We start from the raw sequence: 18,190 nt of genomic DNA, 5'->3' as shown, positions 1-18,190 counted from the left end.
AGCTATTTCCAAATTAACTGAGGCCGAATAAAACCATTAACTTTTCCTAAATATCCACTTTCTCTAGCTATATCTTTTATCTCAAAACTTAATATTTCATCTTCTGCATATAAAGAGCTCATCCCTTCAGTATGTATATAAAGTAAAATTTGATACGTATCATCATTCAATAAATTCCCAGGAATTTGACACGATATTTTTGTTGGAATATCAATCGGAAAATTAAATTTATTACCCGTTCCAAAAATCACATCTCCTCGTGTATTTTTTAAATCAAAACCTAATGAGAGTTTCTCTTCTTTGGTTTGATTCACTATTTCAAAAACAATTTCTATATCTGATGTAACATCAATTGTTTCAGCTGGATCTAAAGTTGATAGATTATTAATTGAAGCAGATTTAATCCTTACATACTCATTGCCTTTAGCTTTGCTAATATCTTCAAATTCTATCTGCCTACAATTTGTGATACTATCTGCCAAATAGTTTTTAATCAAAAGTTCTGGCTGCCCTACATCAACAATAGTACCCTGACGCATAGATACAGCATTTGTGCATAGTGTCTCAACAGCTGTCATATTATGACTCACAAAAAGCACCGTTCGTCCTTCTCCTTTGGTTACATCGCCCATTTTCCCCAAACATTTCTTCTGAAACTCTGCATCGCCCACTGCTAAGACCTCATCAACGATTAAGATTTCCGATTCTAAATGTGCGGCAACAGCAAATGCTAAACGAACATACATTCCTGACGAATAACGTTTAACAGGAGTATCGATATAGCGCTCTACACCTGCAAAGGCTACAATTTCATCAAACTTTCGGGTGATTTCTTTTCGTGTCATTCCAAGAATAGCACCGTTCAAATAAATATTTTCACGACCCGTCATTTCTGGGTGAAAGCCAGTCCCCACTTCTAACAACGAAGCGATACGACCTTTGTATTTGATAGAACCCGTAGTTGGTTTGGTTACACGAGAAAGTAACTTCAATAAGGTTGATTTACCTGCTCCATTACGACCAATAATTCCGACAGCCTGTCCTTGCTCTACTTGAAAATTAATATCTTTTAACGCCCATACATAGTCAGAATCTCCTTTCTGTGTACGGTCATTGGTTTCTCCAATTTTAAGAAATGGGTCTTCTTGTCCTCTTACATTTGCCCACCAACGTTTGATATCGTGTTGCAATGAACCTGTTCCTACTTCACCTAAACGATACTGTTTCGAAACATTTTCGACATCTAAAACTATATTTTTTGACATAATAAATTCTTACTAATTAAACAGTATCCATAAATGATTTTTCGACTTTATTGAAGATAACGGTTCCAATCAATAAAATACTAAATATAAAAACAGTGGAATAAAGTAACATTCCAACATTGAAATCTCCCACGCCTAAATAAGCATATTTAAAACATTCGAAGATACCTGTTAAAGGATTAATATCTGCAATCCATCTGTATTTTTCAGGAATTGAAGACACAGGATAGACAACTGGTGTTACATACATATACAACGAAACACCAAAACTAAGTAGCATCGACAAATCTTTGTATTTTGTGGTCATGGAAGAAAAAATCATTCCTGCCCCCATCGCAAAAGCTGCCATTAATACAATCAAAAATGGTGTCGCCAATACCCATAAGTTAGGGTGAACATTTTGGTCTACAATCAAGTAATAGATTAAAAAACCTAAGAAAAGACAAAATTGCACAGCAAACTGCATTAGGTTAGACGTTACAATTGCTAAAGGCATAACCAAACGCGGAAAATAAACTTTCCCAAAAATAGAGGCGTTTCCTCTAAAGACATTTGATGTATTATTAAGACAAGAAGAAAAATAATTCCATAGAATAACTCCTGACAAATAAAAAGGAATTTGCGGTGCACCATCTGTTGATAAGTTTGCAATATTCCCAAAAACAATCACATACATGATTGTTGTAAAAATTGGATTAATAAAAAACCACAAAGGGCCTAAAATAGTTTGTTTAAAAGAGGTTACAAAATCTCTCTTCACAAGCATATACACCAGATCTTTGTATCGCCAAACTTCTTTCAAATTCAATGAAAAGAGAGAAGATTTAGATTCGATCACTTGTGACCATTCTTGATTCTTATTCGAGTCTAAACTCATAAAATAAATTTAGGTTGTTAGGTTTTAAGTTGATTAAAATCAACGTAAAACAGATTAATTATATTGTTTTTCGTAATAATTTTGGTAATCACCAGACGTCACATTGTCTAGCCATTCTTTGTTTGTTAAAAACCAATCGATAGTTAGACTCAAACCTTGCTCAAAAGTCACACTTGGTTTCCATCCTAACTCTTCGTTGATTTTTGTGGCATCAATGGCATAACGTAAATCATGTCCTGGACGGTCTTTTACAAAGGTGATTAATTGCTCCGAAGTTCCTGCTTCTTTCCCTAATTTTTCATCCATTTGCTTACATAATTCTTTCACCAAGTCGATGTTTTGCCACTCATTGAAACCTCCTACATTGTAAGATTCTCCATTTTTACCTTCGTGGAAAACCAAATCAATCGCTTTCGCATGATCAATCACAAACAACCAATCGCGCGTATATTTTCCATCGCCGTATATTGGAAGTGGATTTCCGTTTAAGATGTTGTGAATACACAATGGAATCAATTTTTCTGGAAAATGATTAGGTCCATAATTGTTTGAGCAATTCGTCATGACAATTGGTAATCCATAGGTATCATGGTACGCTCTTACAAAATGATCTGAAGACGCTTTGGATGCCGAATAAGGCGAATGCGGATCATACGATGTTTCTTCTGTAAAAAAACCTTCGTCTCCCAAAGCACCAAACACCTCATCTGTCGAAACATGATGAAAACGTTTCCCCTCAAAATTATCTTTCCAAATATGTTTTGCAGCATTCAATAAATTAACTGTTCCAATCACATTGGTCATCACAAATTCTAATGGATTCGTAATCGAACGATCCACATGTGATTCGGCAGCTAAATGAATGACACCATCGGGTTGATAGTGTTCAAAAATTTCTAAAATATGTTTTGCATCAACAATGTCCGCTTTTACAAATTCGTAATTTGGATAAGATTCGATATCTTTCAAATTCTCCAAATTCCCAGCATATGTCAATGCATCAAGATTGATAATTTTTGTTTCTGGGTATTTTAAGACAAATTCTCTTACAACATGCGAACCGATAAAACCAGCTCCACCTGTAATTAATATTGTTTTCATAGTATTTTAGTTGTTATTTAATCGTTTCCAAACAAATCGCGCGTATAAACTTTCTCTTTCACATCGGCCAATTCAGGTGCATTTCGATTTGAAATAATCACATCGCATGCTGCCTTAAAAGTTTCTAAATCTTTCGTTACTTTCGATCCGTAGAACGTATCTTCTTTCAGAACTGGTTCGTAAACAACAACCTCTATTCCTTTTGCTTTGATGCGTTTCATGATTCCTTGAATAGCAGATGCACGGAAGTTATCTGATCCTGATTTCATAATCAAACGGTAAACCCCAACTTTCTTAGGGTTTTTTGCGATAATAGAATCGGCAATGAAATCTTTTCTTGTTCTATTTGCATCGACAATGGCTTGTATGATATTATTTGGAACTGCATCGTAATTCGCCAACAATTGTTTGGTGTCTTTTGGCAAACAATATCCGCCATACCCAAATGATGGGTTGTTGTAATGCGAGCCAATACGAGGATCTAAACCAACACCTTCAATAATTTGTTTGCTATCTAACTTATAAATTTGCGCATAACTATCCAATTCATTGAAATAAGCAACACGCATCGCTAAGTAAGTATTCGAAAAAAGCTTAATTGCTTCGGCTTCTGTTGAATGTGTAAATAAGGTCGGAATATCTTTTTTAATCGCTCCTTCTTTCAACAGATTAGCAAAAACTTCCGCTCTTTCACTTTGTTCACCAATAATAATTCGAGAAGGATATAAATTATCATACAATGCCTTTCCTTCTCTCAAAAATTCGGGAGAAAAAATAATATTCTGATAATCTAATCTTGATTTTAAATCCTCTACAAAACCAACTGGAACAGTCGATTTAATTACAATTACAGCATTCGGATTATAGTGTTTTACATCCTTTACAACCGACTCTACACTTGATGTGTTAAAATAGTTTGTTTTCGGATCGTAATCAGTAGGTGTTGCAACAATTACATATTCAGCATTTTTATACGCTTCCTCTTTGTCTAAAGTTGCAAGAAAATTAAGGTCTTTGTGTTGTAAAAAATCTATGATTTCAGCATCTTCAATCGGAGATTTTTTAGCATTAAGCAGTGCAATCTTTTCTGGAACAACATCTAACGCTACTACCTCATTGTGTTGAGCTAATAAAATGGCATTAGATAGGCCAACGTAGCCTGTTCCTACTATTGCTATTTTCATTTATGGTGATTTATAATTAGTTTAAGAGAACAAATTTAGTCAAAATCTCTAAATATAAACACCAATTCACTAAAAATGAGTAAATAGAAGCTGAATTCCAAAGCTTTTATTGCTGTAATATTATGCGTGAGTGTTTTAAAAGTAATTTTAAACGCTTTACAATAAATCAGGAATGAAAATGAATATTAATAATTCTTGAAGAATCTTAACCTCATCCACTTTTAACAACCAATTTTAGAGTCGACATACGATTTGCAGACGAGCTTCAATCCATTGAAACGAACGTAAAAAAGATTAGTGAGCCTATGCGAATCATTTAATCTTTTTAGTGAGTAAAATGATGATTGAACGGCGAAAATCGAAGTCTTGACCTTTTTGGTTCGTTTTTGTGTCAAGACTTCCCCGAAGGGCATATGAATTCATTTGAAAACAATAAAAAAAATCATGAATAAAAATGAACATATATACCTAAGCTCAACCAGAGCTTCTCCTTTTAATTTAAAATTCTTTATCTCAACTTTTTGACACTCGTCTCCAAATCATATGACATTTTTTCAACCTTTTTCAATATTCAGATTCGATATCATTCTGGGCTTGTAGAAGAATCTCAACCTCATCCACTTTTAACAACCAATTTTAGAGTCGACATACGATTTGCAGACGAGCTTCAATCTATTAAAGTAAATGTAAAAAATCAGGAATGAAAATGAACATTAAAATTTCTTGAAGAATCTTTCTGTCACTTTTTTATTCATTACTTATCTATTTTAATTATCGGTATTCATATGCCCTTCGGGGAAGCTCATCCAAAAAAAAAATTGAAATTAAAAATTTGAAATTAAAAGGAGGAGCCATGGTATGGCTCAGGTATTCCTTTTCTTTATTTTCATTTCTTCCTTTCATTTTTTTATTCATAGCTTATGTATTTTTATTGTCGGTATTCATATGCCCTTCGGGGAAGCTCATCCAAAAAAACATTTGAGATTAAGAGGAGGAGCCATGGTATGGCTCAGGTAATTCAACTAACTAAATTATTTTCTTAAAGTTGGCAACTCGCTCCACTCAAACACTCCAACTTTTTAATTTCAATAATTTAGAGTTGAATTACATTTCGATTCTAAATCGTCGGATTTTTTTAATTCCTATTTAAACATTCGAATTCGTTTATAACAACTAATTTATAAACCGTCCTTGCTGAAGAGTCGAGCGTCAATTCGGCGTAAAGAGCGTTAAAAATGATTTACTTTTCGCATTTTATATGCGAATGATTTAAAGCATTTAGCGAATAGCCATTATTGACCGACTTGTAAGCATAGACTTGATTTTTTTGTTTCGTTTTTTCATCAAGGAAAAAATGAATGTAAAATACTTTCTGTCACTTTTTTATTCATTGAATATATATTTTACTTATCGGTATTCATATGCCCTTCGGGGAACAGTCAAAAAAACTAACGAAAAAAGACTTGTCTTTGATTTTCAACGGTCAAAATTAGTTTCAGTCATTCAATGTTTTAAATCATTTGCTACGCAAACAGTAAAACATTTTAACCATGACTTTCAACTTTTTGACACTCGCCTCCAAATCATATGACATTTTTTTCAACCTTTTTCAATATTCAGATTCGTTGTCACTCTTAGCTTGTCGAAGAATCCCATATAGTATATCATTTCGAGGTATTGAGAAATCTCTTTCATATAAAATGAAATAATTTCAACAAAATTAGTTCTGTTTTAATATTCAATTTAACTTTACAGAAGTTATAAATATTAAACGTAATGTCTGTAAATAAAGAAATCAAACGTATTACAACCGAAACTGTTCGTAACATGAAATTTACTGGAGAGAAAATTTCGATGTTAACGGCATACGATTTTACCATTGCTTCTCTTGTAGATGCAGCTGGTACGGAAGTTATTTTGGTTGGTGATTCTGCTGCAAATGTAATGGCTGGTCACGAAACTACTTTACCAATCACATTAGATCAAATGATTTATCATGCTCAATGTGTTGTTCGCGGTGCAAAACGTGCTTTAGTGGTTGTTGATTTACCTTTCGGAACGTATCAATCTGATCCGCAGAAAGCATTAGAATCTTCAGTTCGAATCATGAAAGAATCTGGTGCACATGCCATCAAATTAGAAGGTGGAAAAGAAATTGAAGAATCTATTCGCCGTATTGTAAATGCTGGTATTCCTGTTATGGGACATTTAGGACTTACACCACAATCTATTTACCAATTTGGTTCGTATAAAGTTCGTGCGAAAGAAAATGACGAAGCAGATAAATTAATTAATGATGCTAAATTATTAGAAGAATTGGGTTGTTTTTCATTGGTTATGGAAAAAATACCTGCTGATTTAGCTGCAAAAGTTACTGCATCAATTAACATTCCTACAATCGGAATTGGTGCTGGATCTGGATGCGATGGGCAAGTTTTAGTGGTACATGATATGTTGGGATTAAACAACGAATTCAAACCTAAGTTTGTTCGTAAATATTTAAACTTAGAAGATCAAATTCACCAAGCGATTGGACAATATGTTGCAGATGTAAAATCTGGAGATTTTCCGAATGCAAATGAGCAATATTAATTAGTAAGGTTGAGGTTAAGGTGAAGACTGAGATTAAGTTTAACATTTTTACTTTACCTCAACCTCAATATTAGACTCAACCTTTACAAATTATGCCTTATCATGATTTCACAGAAATGCCAATTTGGATAAAAGCGATGAATATTGCAGTTCAAATCTTTGAATTAACTTCAAACTTGCACGAACTGAAGATTATGGATTAACCTCTCAAATTAGATGTTCTGCAGAAAGTATTTCAACAAATATTGCCGAAGGTTTTGGTAAGTCAAGTATTAATGATAAAGTTAGGTTTTATAAAATTGCAAAAGGCTCTGCCTTCGAAACCAAATCTCATTTAATTTATGGACAAAAAGTTGGATATTTTAAAGAAGATTCGATAAATCATCTTTTTAAAGAATTAAATGTCATAATTTTTGAGATAAATAAACTCAAAAAAGCTTTAAAAAAATAAAATAACTCTAATGGTTAGATTAAGTAGATCTCAATCTCAGCCTCAATCTCAAAAACATGAATCCTGAAATATTATTCGAAGATAATCACCTCTTAATCGTCAACAAAAAAGCTGGTGAATTGGCTCAAGGCGATGAAACAGGTGACATTCCACTTATCGACAATCTAAAGAACTATATAAAAAAGCGTGACAATAAACCTGGAAATGTCTTTTTAGGATTGGTACACCGTTTAGATCGTCCGACTTCTGGTGTTTTAATTTTTGCCAAAACTTCGAAAGCGTTGACACGCATGAATGAGATGTTTCAGAAACGAAATATTGACAAGGTTTATCGCGCCATTGTTCAAAGTAAACCTCCGAAAGATTTCGAACGTTTGGAACATTACTTAAAGAAAAATCCAAAGAATAATAAAACAACGGTTTATTCTAAACCTACGCCTGAAGCTAAAAAAGCGATATTAGAATACACCTATTTAGGTGCTTTGGATACGTTTCATTGTGTCGAAGTGAAATTATTCACAGGTCGTTCACATCAAATTCGTTCACAACTTTCAGCAGTTGGTTGCCCTATAAAAGGTGATTTAAAATATGGTGCAAAACGCTCTAACCCTGACGGTAGTATTTGTTTACATGCCTATCAAATCACCTTCGAACATCCTGTCAAAAAAGAAGAAATGACGATTGTAGCTCCAGTTCCGAAAGATGCAATTTGGCAGGCTACAACCAAATTTTAATTCGTAAATTTGTCGCTTATTTGTTTGTCGAATGAACAGCATTTTTTATTTTATCATCTATCAAATTTCGCGCTTACCTCTTTCGGTATTGTACAGATTTTCTGACTTTTTGTTCTTTCTGTTATACACCGTTATTGGATATAGAAGGCGTGTTATTAGAACCAATTTAGAAAATTCTTTTCCAGAGAAATCGCCAGAAGAAATCAAAGCCATTCATAAAAAATTCTATGCTAATTTTTGTGATTATTTGGTCGAAACTTTAAAAAGCTTTTCAATTTCTCAAGAAGAATTAGATAAACGTTTTACCTATTCTAATCTCGAAGTTTTTGATGAAATAAAAGCGGAAAAACGAAATACCATGATGATGTGTGGACACGTTTTCAATTGGGAATGGTTCATTGGTGCTGTCAAATATCTATCTACAGAGGAGACTGCTGCTGTTTACCACAAGATTCGAAATCCATTTTGGAATGATAAAATTAATGCCATGCGTGGTCGTTTTGGGACGAAAGCATTGGACATGAAAGATGTTTTACGTTTTATGATGAAAGCGCCAAATGACGGTGAATTAACGTATTTATTCGTAGCAGATCAAAGTCCGAAACAATCTGCCGTTCATTATTTTATCAACTTTCTTAACCAGAGAACGCCTGTTTTTAATGGGTTTGATAAAATTGCACGTCGCAAAGATATGGGCGTTGTTTATTGTCAAACAGAAAAAATAAAACGCGGTCATTACCACACCACTTTTATTCGTTTGCAACCTCAGCAAGATACTTTTGCTGAAAACGAAATTGTACATCAATTTTTTGAACATTTAGAGAAAACTATTCAACAACATCCAGATAATTGGCTTTGGAGCCACAAACGTTGGAAATACGCCGATTTGTAATTTTAAATATTCATGAAAACAGCAATTGCCATCTTAAATTGGAATGGAGAAAAATTACTTCCTCAATTTTTACCTTCGGTTATCAACCATTCTAAAAATGCCACAGTTTATGTGATTGATAATGCTTCGACTGACAATTCTATTGAATTGTTGAAAACTCAATTTCCTGAAGTGAAAATCATTCAAAACAAAGAGAATTATGGTTTTGCACAAGGTTATAATGAAGGGTTAAAACATATTGATGCGGAATATTTTTGTTTATTAAACTCAGATGTTGAAGTAACTGAAAATTGGATTGAGCCGATTGAAATATTATTCGAAAATAACGAAGAGATCGCTGCTGTTCAACCCAAAATATTAGACTACAAAAACAAATCATATTTTGAGTATGCAGGTGCTGGTGGTGGTTTTATCGATAAGTTTGGCTATCCATTTTGTCGTGGACGCGTGTTTTCTACGTTAGAAAAAGACAATGGACAATATAACGATACCATACCAATTTTTTGGGCTACAGGTGCAAGTTTATTCATCAGAAAAAAAGATTTCTTTGAGCAAAATGGTTTTGATGAAGATTATTTTGCGCACATGGAAGAAATCGATTTGTGTTGGCGATTAAACAACGCGGGTCGAAAAGTTTTTTATTGTGGAGAATCGACTGTTTATCATTTAGGAGGCGCTACTTTAGACAAAGCTAATCCGAAAAAATGGTATTTAAATTACAGAAATAGTTTGTGGATGATGCTGAAAAACTTGCCTTCAAATAAATTATTTCCAATGCTTTTCACCCGTCTTTCAATGGATGGAATTGCTGCTATTGCATTTTTACCTACCCAAGGTTTACCGCATGTTTGGGCAGTTTTCTTATCACATATGCATTTTTATGGAGGTTTCTTTAAGATGTACAGAAAACGTCAAAAACATCAATCAAAAAAATATTCTGACATTGGGTTATTACCTTTTCAATACTTCATTCAAAAACGTCAGTACTTCAAAGACTTAAAATAATTTTTATTTTCAATAAAGGTTTAACATTTATTTAATACTCTACATTTATAGAAATTAAATTTATTCTTCATAATATTGTTTTATAAACACATACAATGAAGAAAATATTTACTCTATTTACATTCTCATTATTGGCAACAATCGCTTTTGCACAGAAACTGGAAGTAACTTACCAAGAAACTATAAATATAGACAAAGATGAATTTAAAAAGAACATGAAAGTCGAAACTTCTGGTTCAGTAAGTTTACCAAGTGATTTTTATGACAATGTTTTCAAGAGTCTTTCTGAACCAAAAGATTTTACTTTAGTAATCAATGATAACGAATCAACTTATAAAAAAGTTGAAAAGATAAGTAATAATCAAGGTAATAATGGTTTTTCTGTTTCAATGAGCATGTCTGGGGGAGGAAATGGACTTTACAAAAATCTATCGACAAAAGAATTTGCAAAAAGTGTTAATCTTATGGATAAGCCTTATTTAATAAAAGATAAGCTGACCGAGTACAAATGGCAATTAAGCAGAGAAACGAAAAAAATAATTGGTTTTGATGTCAAAAAAGCGACTGCAATTATTGACAGTACAAAATCTGTAGTGGCATGGTACGCTCCAAGTTTAGCTGTAAAAGACGGACCTGCGATGTACAATGGATTACCAGGTTTGATTTTGGAATTAGAAATTATTAGTACTAAAAATACGAGTAATAAAGGTTTTGGAAATGTAACGATAAAAGCAACAGAAGTAAAAGAAGTTGCAGATATGAAACCTATCGAAAAACCAAAAGAAAAAAACGTAATCTCTGAAAAAGAGTTTGAAACAATGTCTAAAAAACAAATGGAACGATTTAAAAAAATGCGTTCAGAAGGTGTAAATAAAGATTAGACTTTGAGAATAAATATTTTTTGAGTCGATTAAACATTTTTACTTTTTAATTGTCTTATGACAAAATCACACAAATGAAAAAGATAATTTCAGTTTTTATTTTACTTATAAGTATTGTTTCTTTTGCGCAACAAGAAAAGTTAGAAGTTAGTTATACTTCTCGAATTATTCTACCCGACGATTTTAAATTTCAACCTCCAGGAGGTGGAAGTAGACAAATGCCAAAAGATATACAAGAACAAATGGTGAAATCGTTACAAGAACCCCAAGATTTTACCTTGACCATATTAGGCGAAGAATCACTTTATAAATTGGTGGAGAAAATTTCTAATTCGCAAGAACAAGGAATGAGAGGTTTGCGTGGAGGTAGAATGATGTTGATGAATGGAGATAACATTTACAAAAATACGTCTACACAACAGTTGTTGAAAGAACAAAACATGATGATGAAAAGTTATACCATACAAGATACTTTACAAAATTATGAGTGGAAATTAACGCGAGAAACTAAAACAATTTTAGGTAACGAAGCCAAAAAAGCAACAGCTATTATTGATAGTATTCAAACAACAGCTTGGTACATTCCGACATTAAAATACAAAACAGGTCCTGAAAATTATTGGGGTTTACCTGGTTTAATTGCAGAGGTAGAAACGGAGATCAACAGAGGTCCCATAAGTGGTAAACGTATCATATCTTTAACGAATATTTCGACTGCAACAAATACTAAATCAATCGAAAAGCCAAAAGATAAAAATGCAATTTCACAAAAGGAATACAACAAGTTAATGAACGATCAACGCAAACGTTTTGAAGAGATGCGAAATTCTGGCGTGAACAAACGGGATTAAATTTCCTTGAAAATTAAGCTATTTTCGTATTTAAAAACTTATATTTAATATCATATTAATCTTAAGAAATAAAATACTATGAAAGCTTTAATCATCGTGGATATGCAATACGATTTTTTGCCAGGAGGAGCATTAGCTGTTAATGAAGGAGATCAAATTATCGAACGCATCAATAAATTACAAGAAAAATTTGATTTGGTGGTCGCTACACAAGATTGGCATCCAGCAGATCATAAGAGTTTTGCTTCTCAACATCCAGAAAAAAATCCTTTTGATGTGATTGATTTAGATGGAACACAGCAAGTTCTATGGCCAGATCATTGCGTACAAGGAACAAAAGGAGCTGAATTGCATAAAGATATCAATCAAAAGAAGATTAGTGCGGTTATCCGAAAAGGAATGAATCCGAATATAGATTCGTATAGTGCTTTTTTTGATGTGAATAAAAAAAATCCGACAGGGTTAAATGGTTATCTAAAAGATCACAATATTTCGAGTGTATATGTTTGTGGTTTAGCAGGTGATTTTTGTGTGTACTACACAGCAAAAGACGCTTTATCGCTTGGGTATACAACTTATATTTTAGAAGGTTCGACAAAAGCGATTAACCAAGATTCATTTGATGAATTGAAAAAAGAGTTTGCAAAGAAAGGTGGTCATATTTCGACTTATTTATTATAATCTAACAATAAATAAAACGTAAAAAATGTCACTTGGAAACCTATCTTTTTTTTGAATGACATTTTATGTTGACTAAACAATGTAATATTTTTCTGTAACATTCAACCTACTAAGTAGACTAACTATAGAAAATACAACAATTATGAAAAAAGCAATCTTAACATTTGCCTTAGGAATTCTTACAACAACAGTTTCTATCGCACAAGACAATAAAGCACAAAATATTGACGCCACTTATGTCATGGAAGTTAAAATGGATTATGATCAAACCATGAAAACTATTCCAGAAGCATACAGAGCACAATTTGGTCCTATGTTGAAAGCTGAAATTGATGGTGGAATTTTTATGACTTATTTCTTCAAAAGTAATTCTAAAAATTCAACATTTACATTAGAAGAAAAAGTAAACAATGGTCAAGGTGGTTTAGGAATTATTGCGCAACAAATGGCTGCAATGGACAATAAACCAACGTACAAAGATTTTACGGTTACACCTCATTTATACTACAAAGAAGTGGATATGGGGGTTAAACAATATTTAATCAAAGATCAGATTCCAGATTATAAATGGAAAATCTCACGCGAAAAAACGGATATCGCAGGATACCAAGCAACAAAAGCAGAAGGTGTGATGATGGACTCTATCCCAGTTACCGCTTGGTATGCACCAGCAATTCCAATCAAAGACGGACCTACTTCTTTAGCTGGATTACCAGGATTAATCATCAAAGCAGAATTTGAAGCGAATGGCGCTAAAATGATTTATACCTTAAAAGATTTGAAAATTTCGGATAAAGATTTAAAAATTGCCTTACCGACTAAAGGTGAAGTTGTAACGCAAAACGAATTTATGAAAGTAGTATTGGAAATCCAGAAAAAAGCACAAGAATTGATGGGCGGTGGCGTAGACACCAAATAATCAATGCATAAAATAAGAATTCAATCAGTTCAACTTAAGTTGAATTGATTGAATTTTACTCAAAACCTCTACAAAAATTAGTATACAATAACACTACATTTCTATGAAGAAAATACTCTACCCACTCTTACTCGTTGGGGCAGCTCAATTTACATTTGCACAAGAATGTAAACTAAAAGGTTCTGTTGCAGACGAAAATGGTATTCCTGTTACCGATGCATCAGTTTCTATTTTTGATCAAAATAACGAAGGTAAAGGCTTTGTTTTTACAAGTAATGTTGGAGAATTTGAATTCAAACTACCTTGTGGTCAAAAATATGATATTGAAATTGAACAGGCTGGTTTTGAGACTTACATAGAAAATGTTGACTTAACAGAAAACGTCAACAAAAAATTAAAGCTAAAAAAAGGAAATCAAATTTCTTTGCAAGAAACCATTGTAAAGGCGCAGCAAGCCATCAAAGTAAAAGGTGATACAATCGAGTTTGATGCGGATTCTTTCAAGGTTGGAAACGAAGAAACGTTAGAAGATATTCTAAAAAAATTACCAGGAATCGAAGTCGTAAATGGAAAAGTGATGTACAAAGGTAAACCGATGTCTCAAGTAACCGTTGGTGGTCGCGAAGTATTGGGTGGTAACGAAAAGTTATTGAACAAAAATTTACCTTCTGATGCTGTTTCTAAAATTCAGTTGGATACAAAGTTTAAATCCAATCCTTTTGCTTCTTCCTTACAAGAAGATGACGAACAATTTGCGTTAAACATCGAACTAAAAGAAGATATGAAACGTATCGCTTTTGGAAATGTTACAATTGGTGGAGATGCCGACAAACACGCTGATGCGCAAGCTAAAATTTTCTATTTCTCTGAAAAAAGTGATGCTACAACCATCCATGATTTCAATACGTTTGGAAAAAAGGTTTTTGACTTTGATGATTACATGACATTTTTTGGTGGAATGTCTAATTTTACGGAAGACGGTAGTCAACTGTCCATTAGAGGAGGAAATGCAAGTTTATCATTTCCTACAGAATCTGATGCTCCAGAAATGAGTACGTATAACGGCGCTTTACATTACGGTGTAGAGCCTAATAAAAGGCTTAAAGTTTCTGGTTTTGGATTAGTTAACACGAACAACATCAAGTACAATTCTACGGTAGAACGTTTTTATAATACGGTAGAAAATCCTTATACAACGATAGATGAGCAACGAAACAAAAACAATACGTTGATGGGAATGGCTCGTATAAAACTTGACTATAATCCGAATGATAAAGGACAGATTAAATATAACCTGAACTTTAACTACATGAAAAATGAAGACGAACAATCGGTTGATAATTTTCTTGATGGGCAAAAAACAGGTTTTAGAAATAACTTTACAGATCGCGAAAATTTCAGATTAAGTCAAAATTTATCGTACATCAAAAAGATTGGTCGTGATCATAACATTGGTTTTTATCTTCGTCATCAATTCCAAAATGAAACACCAGATTTCAACTTGTATTCATCGAATCAACCATTTACTATTTTTGGGAATTTATCAAAAATTAACGATCAATATAATTTGAATCAAGACCAACGATATAATGTCAATACGTTTCAGTTTTATACCGTTTATAATCATTTATTAACCAATACAGCGAACCTTAAATTTAAGGTTGGAACAAATTTCAGTTTTCAACGTTTTGAAAATTCATTGTATGATTACCAAAACTTAATCACTTCATTCAATACCATAAGTGATACGAATTTTGATTACAATGAAACCTTTGGAGATGTAACATTGACAAAAAAAATAGGGAATTTTCAAGCTGATCTTGGTGCTGGATTGATTTTCTTTTCAGAAAATGCAAAGTTCACAGATGGGACAAACGAGAAGTTTAATGAAACGAAGGTTTTACCACACGCACGCTTGAATTATAAGTTTAACAATGCGACTTCTATAACGGCAAATTATAAACAAGCCTACGATTTACCGCATGCAAAAGATTTGACCGATTCGTATGTTTTGCAAAGTTACTTCAGTGTTTTTCAAGGAAATCGTGATTTAAGACAAGCACTAACACATACCGCTTCGTTAAGTTTCAATCATTTTAATTCCTTTTCATTTTTCAATATTTTTGGAAATGTATCCTACTCGAAACGTGAAAAAAGTATCGTAACAACTTCTGTCCTAAATCAAGAAAATCAAACACAGATTAACACCTTATTGAATTCGGATTATGACAATGATACGTATTCAGGTTATTTTATGATTTACAAACGTTTTGCTAAATGGTACAATGTGCGTGGAACAGCTAATTTAAATTATTCTGACTATTACACTTACACAGGAAGTAAAATCGACGATACAGAACGAGTGGTTAATAATACGTCTTTTAATCAGACGTATAATTTAGAAAATTCGTTTGTATTCAATAAGAAATTCGAATTAAAAGCTGGATTAAATTTAAGCTTAAGTAATTTCAAATCTTTGTTCGAACAAAAATTTGAAACTTGGCGTCCTTATGGAGATGCCGCTTGGTCGGTGACGGATAATTTATTAATTCAGTCCGATTTTTCCTATCGTTTACAATACCGTAATGGAGAACGTTTAAATGATGCAAAAGAATGGAATGCTTCTGCGCGTTATAAAATTGCGAAGAAAACGTACCTAACTTTAACGGGTGGAAATCTATTAGGAAACAATATTATCGTTTCAAATGGCTTTACAGATAACTACATATCGACTACAACACGCAATGTTTTGGGCAGATATTTTATCGTGAGTCTTCGATATAAGTTCTAAAAAATCAAATAATAACGAATTAAAAATCCCTCAACACTTATTTTAAAGCTGTTGAGGGATTTTCTATTGATCTTACTTTGTTGTTGATAACTAAATTAAGTTTAGCTAAATACTATTTAATATTATTCTCTTTTAACCATTTTCGGTAAACATCTGCATTTTTCAAATGTTCTTGATAATCGGCAGTAAAAATATGATAACCTGGTTTTTTCGGGTCAGCTGCAAAGAAAATAAAATCGTGATTAGCTGGTGATAAAACCGCGTCTATTGCTCCTAAATTCGGCAAACAAATGGGCGCAGGAGGCAAACCTTTGTTGCGATAGGTATTGTAAGCATTCGACGACCATGTCCATTTTTTGTACACGCGTTGTACTTTTTGATTCCAACCATTTTCCATTTTGTAAGCATAAATAGAAGTTGGATCCGCTTCCAAACGCATATCTTTCGCTAAACGATTCATATAAGCACGCGCCACTTTTTGTTGTTCTTCCATATTATCAGATGATTCTAACTGAACTATTGAAGCCAAAGTTGTCACTTCTAAAGGTGATAGCTTAAGTGTTTTTGCTTTTGCAAGACGTTCTTCGTTCCATACCTTATCATGTTGAGCCACCATTTTTTCTACAAATTTTTCTGGTGTAATTCCCCAATACACAAAATACGTTTCTGGAATAAAATATTGTTTTACCGTTTCGTCATTTAACGTGGTATCATTTTTCTCTTTTACAAAATCTCGAATCGCTGTTAAAACTTGAACCGAATCCATATCAACTTGTTTCGAAACAGAACTTGCCAAATGATAAATTGTAGGTTCATTCTTGATACGAAGTTTCACTTCTTCTTGTTCTCCACCTTGCAAACGATCGACAATATCACGGTTAGTATCTGTGCTTGAAATTTTATATTTTCCAGATTTAATGGTTGCTGGATAATCTGCATCTTCAGCATATTGTTTGAACAACTTTTCGTTCTTTAAAAATGGTTTTAAAGAATCTAAGACTTGATCAAAATTAGCTCCGCGAGAAATATAGATGTAACCATCTTTTGTTGCATTTCCCTTGAAACCATCTATAAATGTACATCCTATGAGTACAAATGAACAGATTAATAGTAATACAAAATTTATTTTTTTCATAGGATCGAATTAAATTTCAATTTCACCTTCAAAAACTTTTACGGCTGGTCCGTTCAACCAAACATTGACAAAGTTATGATTATTTTCTTCAAAATTCACCGATAAATCACCACCCATTGCCTTTACTTTGATGTCGTTTTTGTCTACTAAATTTTTCACATAAGCAGCAATTGCAGCAGCGGTAATTCCAGTACCACAAGCCAAGGTTTCGTCTTCTACACCTCGCTCGTACGTTCTAATTCTCAGCGAATGATCTGGCATGACTTCTACAAAATTTACGTTAGAACCTTGCTCAAAATAAGGAGCTCCATTGCGAATAGATTTTCCTTTTTTGTACACGTTAATGTCTTTTACATTTTTTACAAATTCTACGTGATGTGGCGAACCTGTATTCATAAACAAATAACCATCGTGGTCTTCAACTTCATTCACATCAATCATCTGTATCCGAATAACATCGTGATCTACTACACCATGATGCAAACCATCGATTGCATTAAATGTCATTTTGTCATTGGCAACGTCCAAATCATTGGCAAATCGAATAATACAACGTCCACCATTTCCACACATCGTGCTTTCGTTTCCATCAGAATTAAAATACACCATTTTGAAATCTGAATGATCGTCATTCTGTAACAAAATTAATCCATCAGCTCCAATCCCAAAGTTACGGTCACACAGCCTATTAATCAGTTCTGTCGAAATAGGAAATGTTTTTTCTCTATCATCAATCATGACAAAATCATTCCCAGCTCCTTGGTATTTATAAAATTTTAATTTCAACTTCTTAAATTTTAAACAAAGTAAATACATTTTTATCACTCTTAA

The 18,190-nt window shown here is 33.0% G+C and carries 16 protein-coding genes; 10 read left to right on the top strand and 6 right to left on the bottom strand.

Features of this window, described 5'->3' with window-relative positions:
• Positions 1-2 precede the first annotated feature (2 nt).
• Genes IF125_RS01325 through IF125_RS01310 form a run of 4 tightly spaced genes read right to left on the bottom strand, consistent with a single transcriptional unit; the run spans position 3 to position 4,427 of the window.
• Positions 3-1,265, bottom strand: a complete 1,263-nt coding sequence (locus tag IF125_RS01325) for an ABC transporter ATP-binding protein (RefSeq protein ID WP_225541259.1) — start codon at positions 1,263-1,265, stop codon at positions 3-5.
• 16 nt (positions 1,266-1,281) lie between these two features.
• Positions 1,282-2,142 carry an ABC transporter permease gene (locus IF125_RS01320; RefSeq protein ID WP_225541258.1) on the bottom strand — a complete coding sequence of 287 codons (861 nt, stop codon included), beginning with the start codon at positions 2,140-2,142 and terminating at the stop codon, positions 1,282-1,284.
• A gap of 54 nt (positions 2,143-2,196) precedes the next feature.
• Positions 2,197-3,243: a dTDP-glucose 4,6-dehydratase gene (gene rfbB, locus IF125_RS01315; protein ID WP_225541257.1), complete on the bottom strand. Its 1,047-nt coding sequence runs from the start codon at positions 3,241-3,243 to the stop codon at positions 2,197-2,199.
• A gap of 17 nt (positions 3,244-3,260) precedes the next feature.
• The gene (locus IF125_RS01310; protein ID WP_225541256.1) at positions 3,261-4,427 is read right to left on the bottom strand and encodes a nucleotide sugar dehydrogenase; all 1,167 of its coding nucleotides are present in this window, start codon (positions 4,425-4,427) and stop codon (positions 3,261-3,263) included.
• A 1,776-nt stretch (positions 4,428-6,203) separates the two neighbouring features.
• Here IF125_RS01310 and panB point away from each other — a divergent pair.
• The 10 genes from panB (at position 6,204) to IF125_RS01260 (ending at position 16,224) form a co-directional block, all read left to right on the top strand.
• Positions 6,204-7,019 (top strand): 3-methyl-2-oxobutanoate hydroxymethyltransferase, encoded by an 816-nt coding sequence (gene panB, locus IF125_RS01305; protein WP_171623872.1) that lies wholly within the window; start codon positions 6,204-6,206, stop codon positions 7,017-7,019.
• Between the two features lie 163 nt (positions 7,020-7,182).
• On the top strand, positions 7,183-7,470 hold the full coding sequence (locus IF125_RS14300) for a four helix bundle protein (RefSeq protein ID WP_225541334.1): 288 nt from the start codon (positions 7,183-7,185) through the stop codon (positions 7,468-7,470).
• A 56-nt stretch (positions 7,471-7,526) separates the two neighbouring features.
• Complete coding sequence (locus IF125_RS01295) at positions 7,527-8,204, top strand: RluA family pseudouridine synthase (protein ID WP_225541255.1); 678 nt, start codon at positions 7,527-7,529, stop codon at positions 8,202-8,204.
• Between the two features lie 31 nt (positions 8,205-8,235).
• Positions 8,236-9,096 (top strand): lysophospholipid acyltransferase family protein, encoded by an 861-nt coding sequence (locus tag IF125_RS01290; protein WP_225541254.1) that lies wholly within the window; start codon positions 8,236-8,238, stop codon positions 9,094-9,096.
• 12 nt (positions 9,097-9,108) lie between these two features.
• Complete coding sequence (locus IF125_RS01285) at positions 9,109-10,101, top strand: glycosyltransferase family 2 protein (protein WP_225541253.1); 993 nt, start codon at positions 9,109-9,111, stop codon at positions 10,099-10,101.
• 95 nt (positions 10,102-10,196) lie between these two features.
• Entirely contained in the window at positions 10,197-10,982 is a 786-nt protein-coding gene (locus tag IF125_RS01280) for a GLPGLI family protein (RefSeq protein ID WP_225541252.1), read from the top strand.
• Positions 10,983-11,056: 74 nt separating this feature from the next.
• Positions 11,057-11,833 carry a GLPGLI family protein gene (locus tag IF125_RS01275; protein WP_225538951.1) on the top strand — a complete coding sequence of 259 codons (777 nt, stop codon included), beginning with the start codon at positions 11,057-11,059 and terminating at the stop codon, positions 11,831-11,833.
• A gap of 78 nt (positions 11,834-11,911) precedes the next feature.
• Complete coding sequence (pncA, locus tag IF125_RS01270) at positions 11,912-12,514, top strand: bifunctional nicotinamidase/pyrazinamidase (RefSeq protein ID WP_225541251.1); 603 nt, start codon at positions 11,912-11,914, stop codon at positions 12,512-12,514.
• Positions 12,515-12,656: 142 nt separating this feature from the next.
• Complete coding sequence (locus IF125_RS01265; protein WP_225541250.1) at positions 12,657-13,433, top strand: GLPGLI family protein; 777 nt, start codon at positions 12,657-12,659, stop codon at positions 13,431-13,433.
• 103 nt (positions 13,434-13,536) lie between these two features.
• Positions 13,537-16,224, top strand: a complete 2,688-nt coding sequence (locus IF125_RS01260; RefSeq protein ID WP_225541249.1) for a TonB-dependent receptor — start codon at positions 13,537-13,539, stop codon at positions 16,222-16,224.
• Positions 16,225-16,336: 112 nt separating this feature from the next.
• On the opposite strand, the gene mltG is transcribed toward IF125_RS01260, so the two are convergent.
• On the bottom strand, positions 16,337-17,359 hold the full coding sequence (gene mltG / locus IF125_RS01255; protein WP_225541248.1) for an endolytic transglycosylase MltG: 1,023 nt from the start codon (positions 17,357-17,359) through the stop codon (positions 16,337-16,339).
• Positions 17,360-17,368: 9 nt separating this feature from the next.
• Positions 17,369-18,145 carry a diaminopimelate epimerase gene (gene dapF, locus IF125_RS01250; RefSeq protein ID WP_225541247.1) on the bottom strand — a complete coding sequence of 259 codons (777 nt, stop codon included), beginning with the start codon at positions 18,143-18,145 and terminating at the stop codon, positions 17,369-17,371.
• Between the last annotated feature and the right edge of the window lie 45 nt (positions 18,146-18,190).

The sequence above is a fragment of the Empedobacter stercoris genome, from assembly GCF_020281205.1.
GTDB lineage: Bacteria > Bacteroidota > Bacteroidia > Flavobacteriales > Weeksellaceae > Empedobacter > Empedobacter stercoris.
Note: the sequence above shows the minus strand (reverse complement) of the source record. Positions and strands in the feature narration are given on the sequence as shown.

Coding starts and splice junctions, on each gene's coding strand:
- IF125_RS01325 (WP_225541259.1), bottom strand. CDS start 1,265: ATGTCAAAAAATATAGTTTTAGATGTCGAAAATGTTTCGAAACAGTAT.
- IF125_RS01320 (WP_225541258.1), bottom strand. CDS start 2,142: ATGAGTTTAGACTCGAATAAGAATCAAGAATGGTCACAAGTGATCGAA.
- rfbB (WP_225541257.1), bottom strand. CDS start 3,243: ATGAAAACAATATTAATTACAGGTGGAGCTGGTTTTATCGGTTCGCAT.
- IF125_RS01310 (WP_225541256.1), bottom strand. CDS start 4,427: ATGAAAATAGCAATAGTAGGAACAGGCTACGTTGGCCTATCTAATGCC.
- panB (WP_171623872.1), top strand. CDS start 6,204: ATGTCTGTAAATAAAGAAATCAAACGTATTACAACCGAAACTGTTCGT.
- IF125_RS01295 (WP_225541255.1), top strand. CDS start 7,527: ATGAATCCTGAAATATTATTCGAAGATAATCACCTCTTAATCGTCAAC.
- IF125_RS01290 (WP_225541254.1), top strand. CDS start 8,236: ATGAACAGCATTTTTTATTTTATCATCTATCAAATTTCGCGCTTACCT.
- IF125_RS01285 (WP_225541253.1), top strand. CDS start 9,109: ATGAAAACAGCAATTGCCATCTTAAATTGGAATGGAGAAAAATTACTT.
- IF125_RS01280 (WP_225541252.1), top strand. CDS start 10,197: ATGAAGAAAATATTTACTCTATTTACATTCTCATTATTGGCAACAATC.
- IF125_RS01275 (WP_225538951.1), top strand. CDS start 11,057: ATGAAAAAGATAATTTCAGTTTTTATTTTACTTATAAGTATTGTTTCT.
- pncA (WP_225541251.1), top strand. CDS start 11,912: ATGAAAGCTTTAATCATCGTGGATATGCAATACGATTTTTTGCCAGGA.
- IF125_RS01265 (WP_225541250.1), top strand. CDS start 12,657: ATGAAAAAAGCAATCTTAACATTTGCCTTAGGAATTCTTACAACAACA.
- IF125_RS01260 (WP_225541249.1), top strand. CDS start 13,537: ATGAAGAAAATACTCTACCCACTCTTACTCGTTGGGGCAGCTCAATTT.
- mltG (WP_225541248.1), bottom strand. CDS start 17,359: ATGAAAAAAATAAATTTTGTATTACTATTAATCTGTTCATTTGTACTC.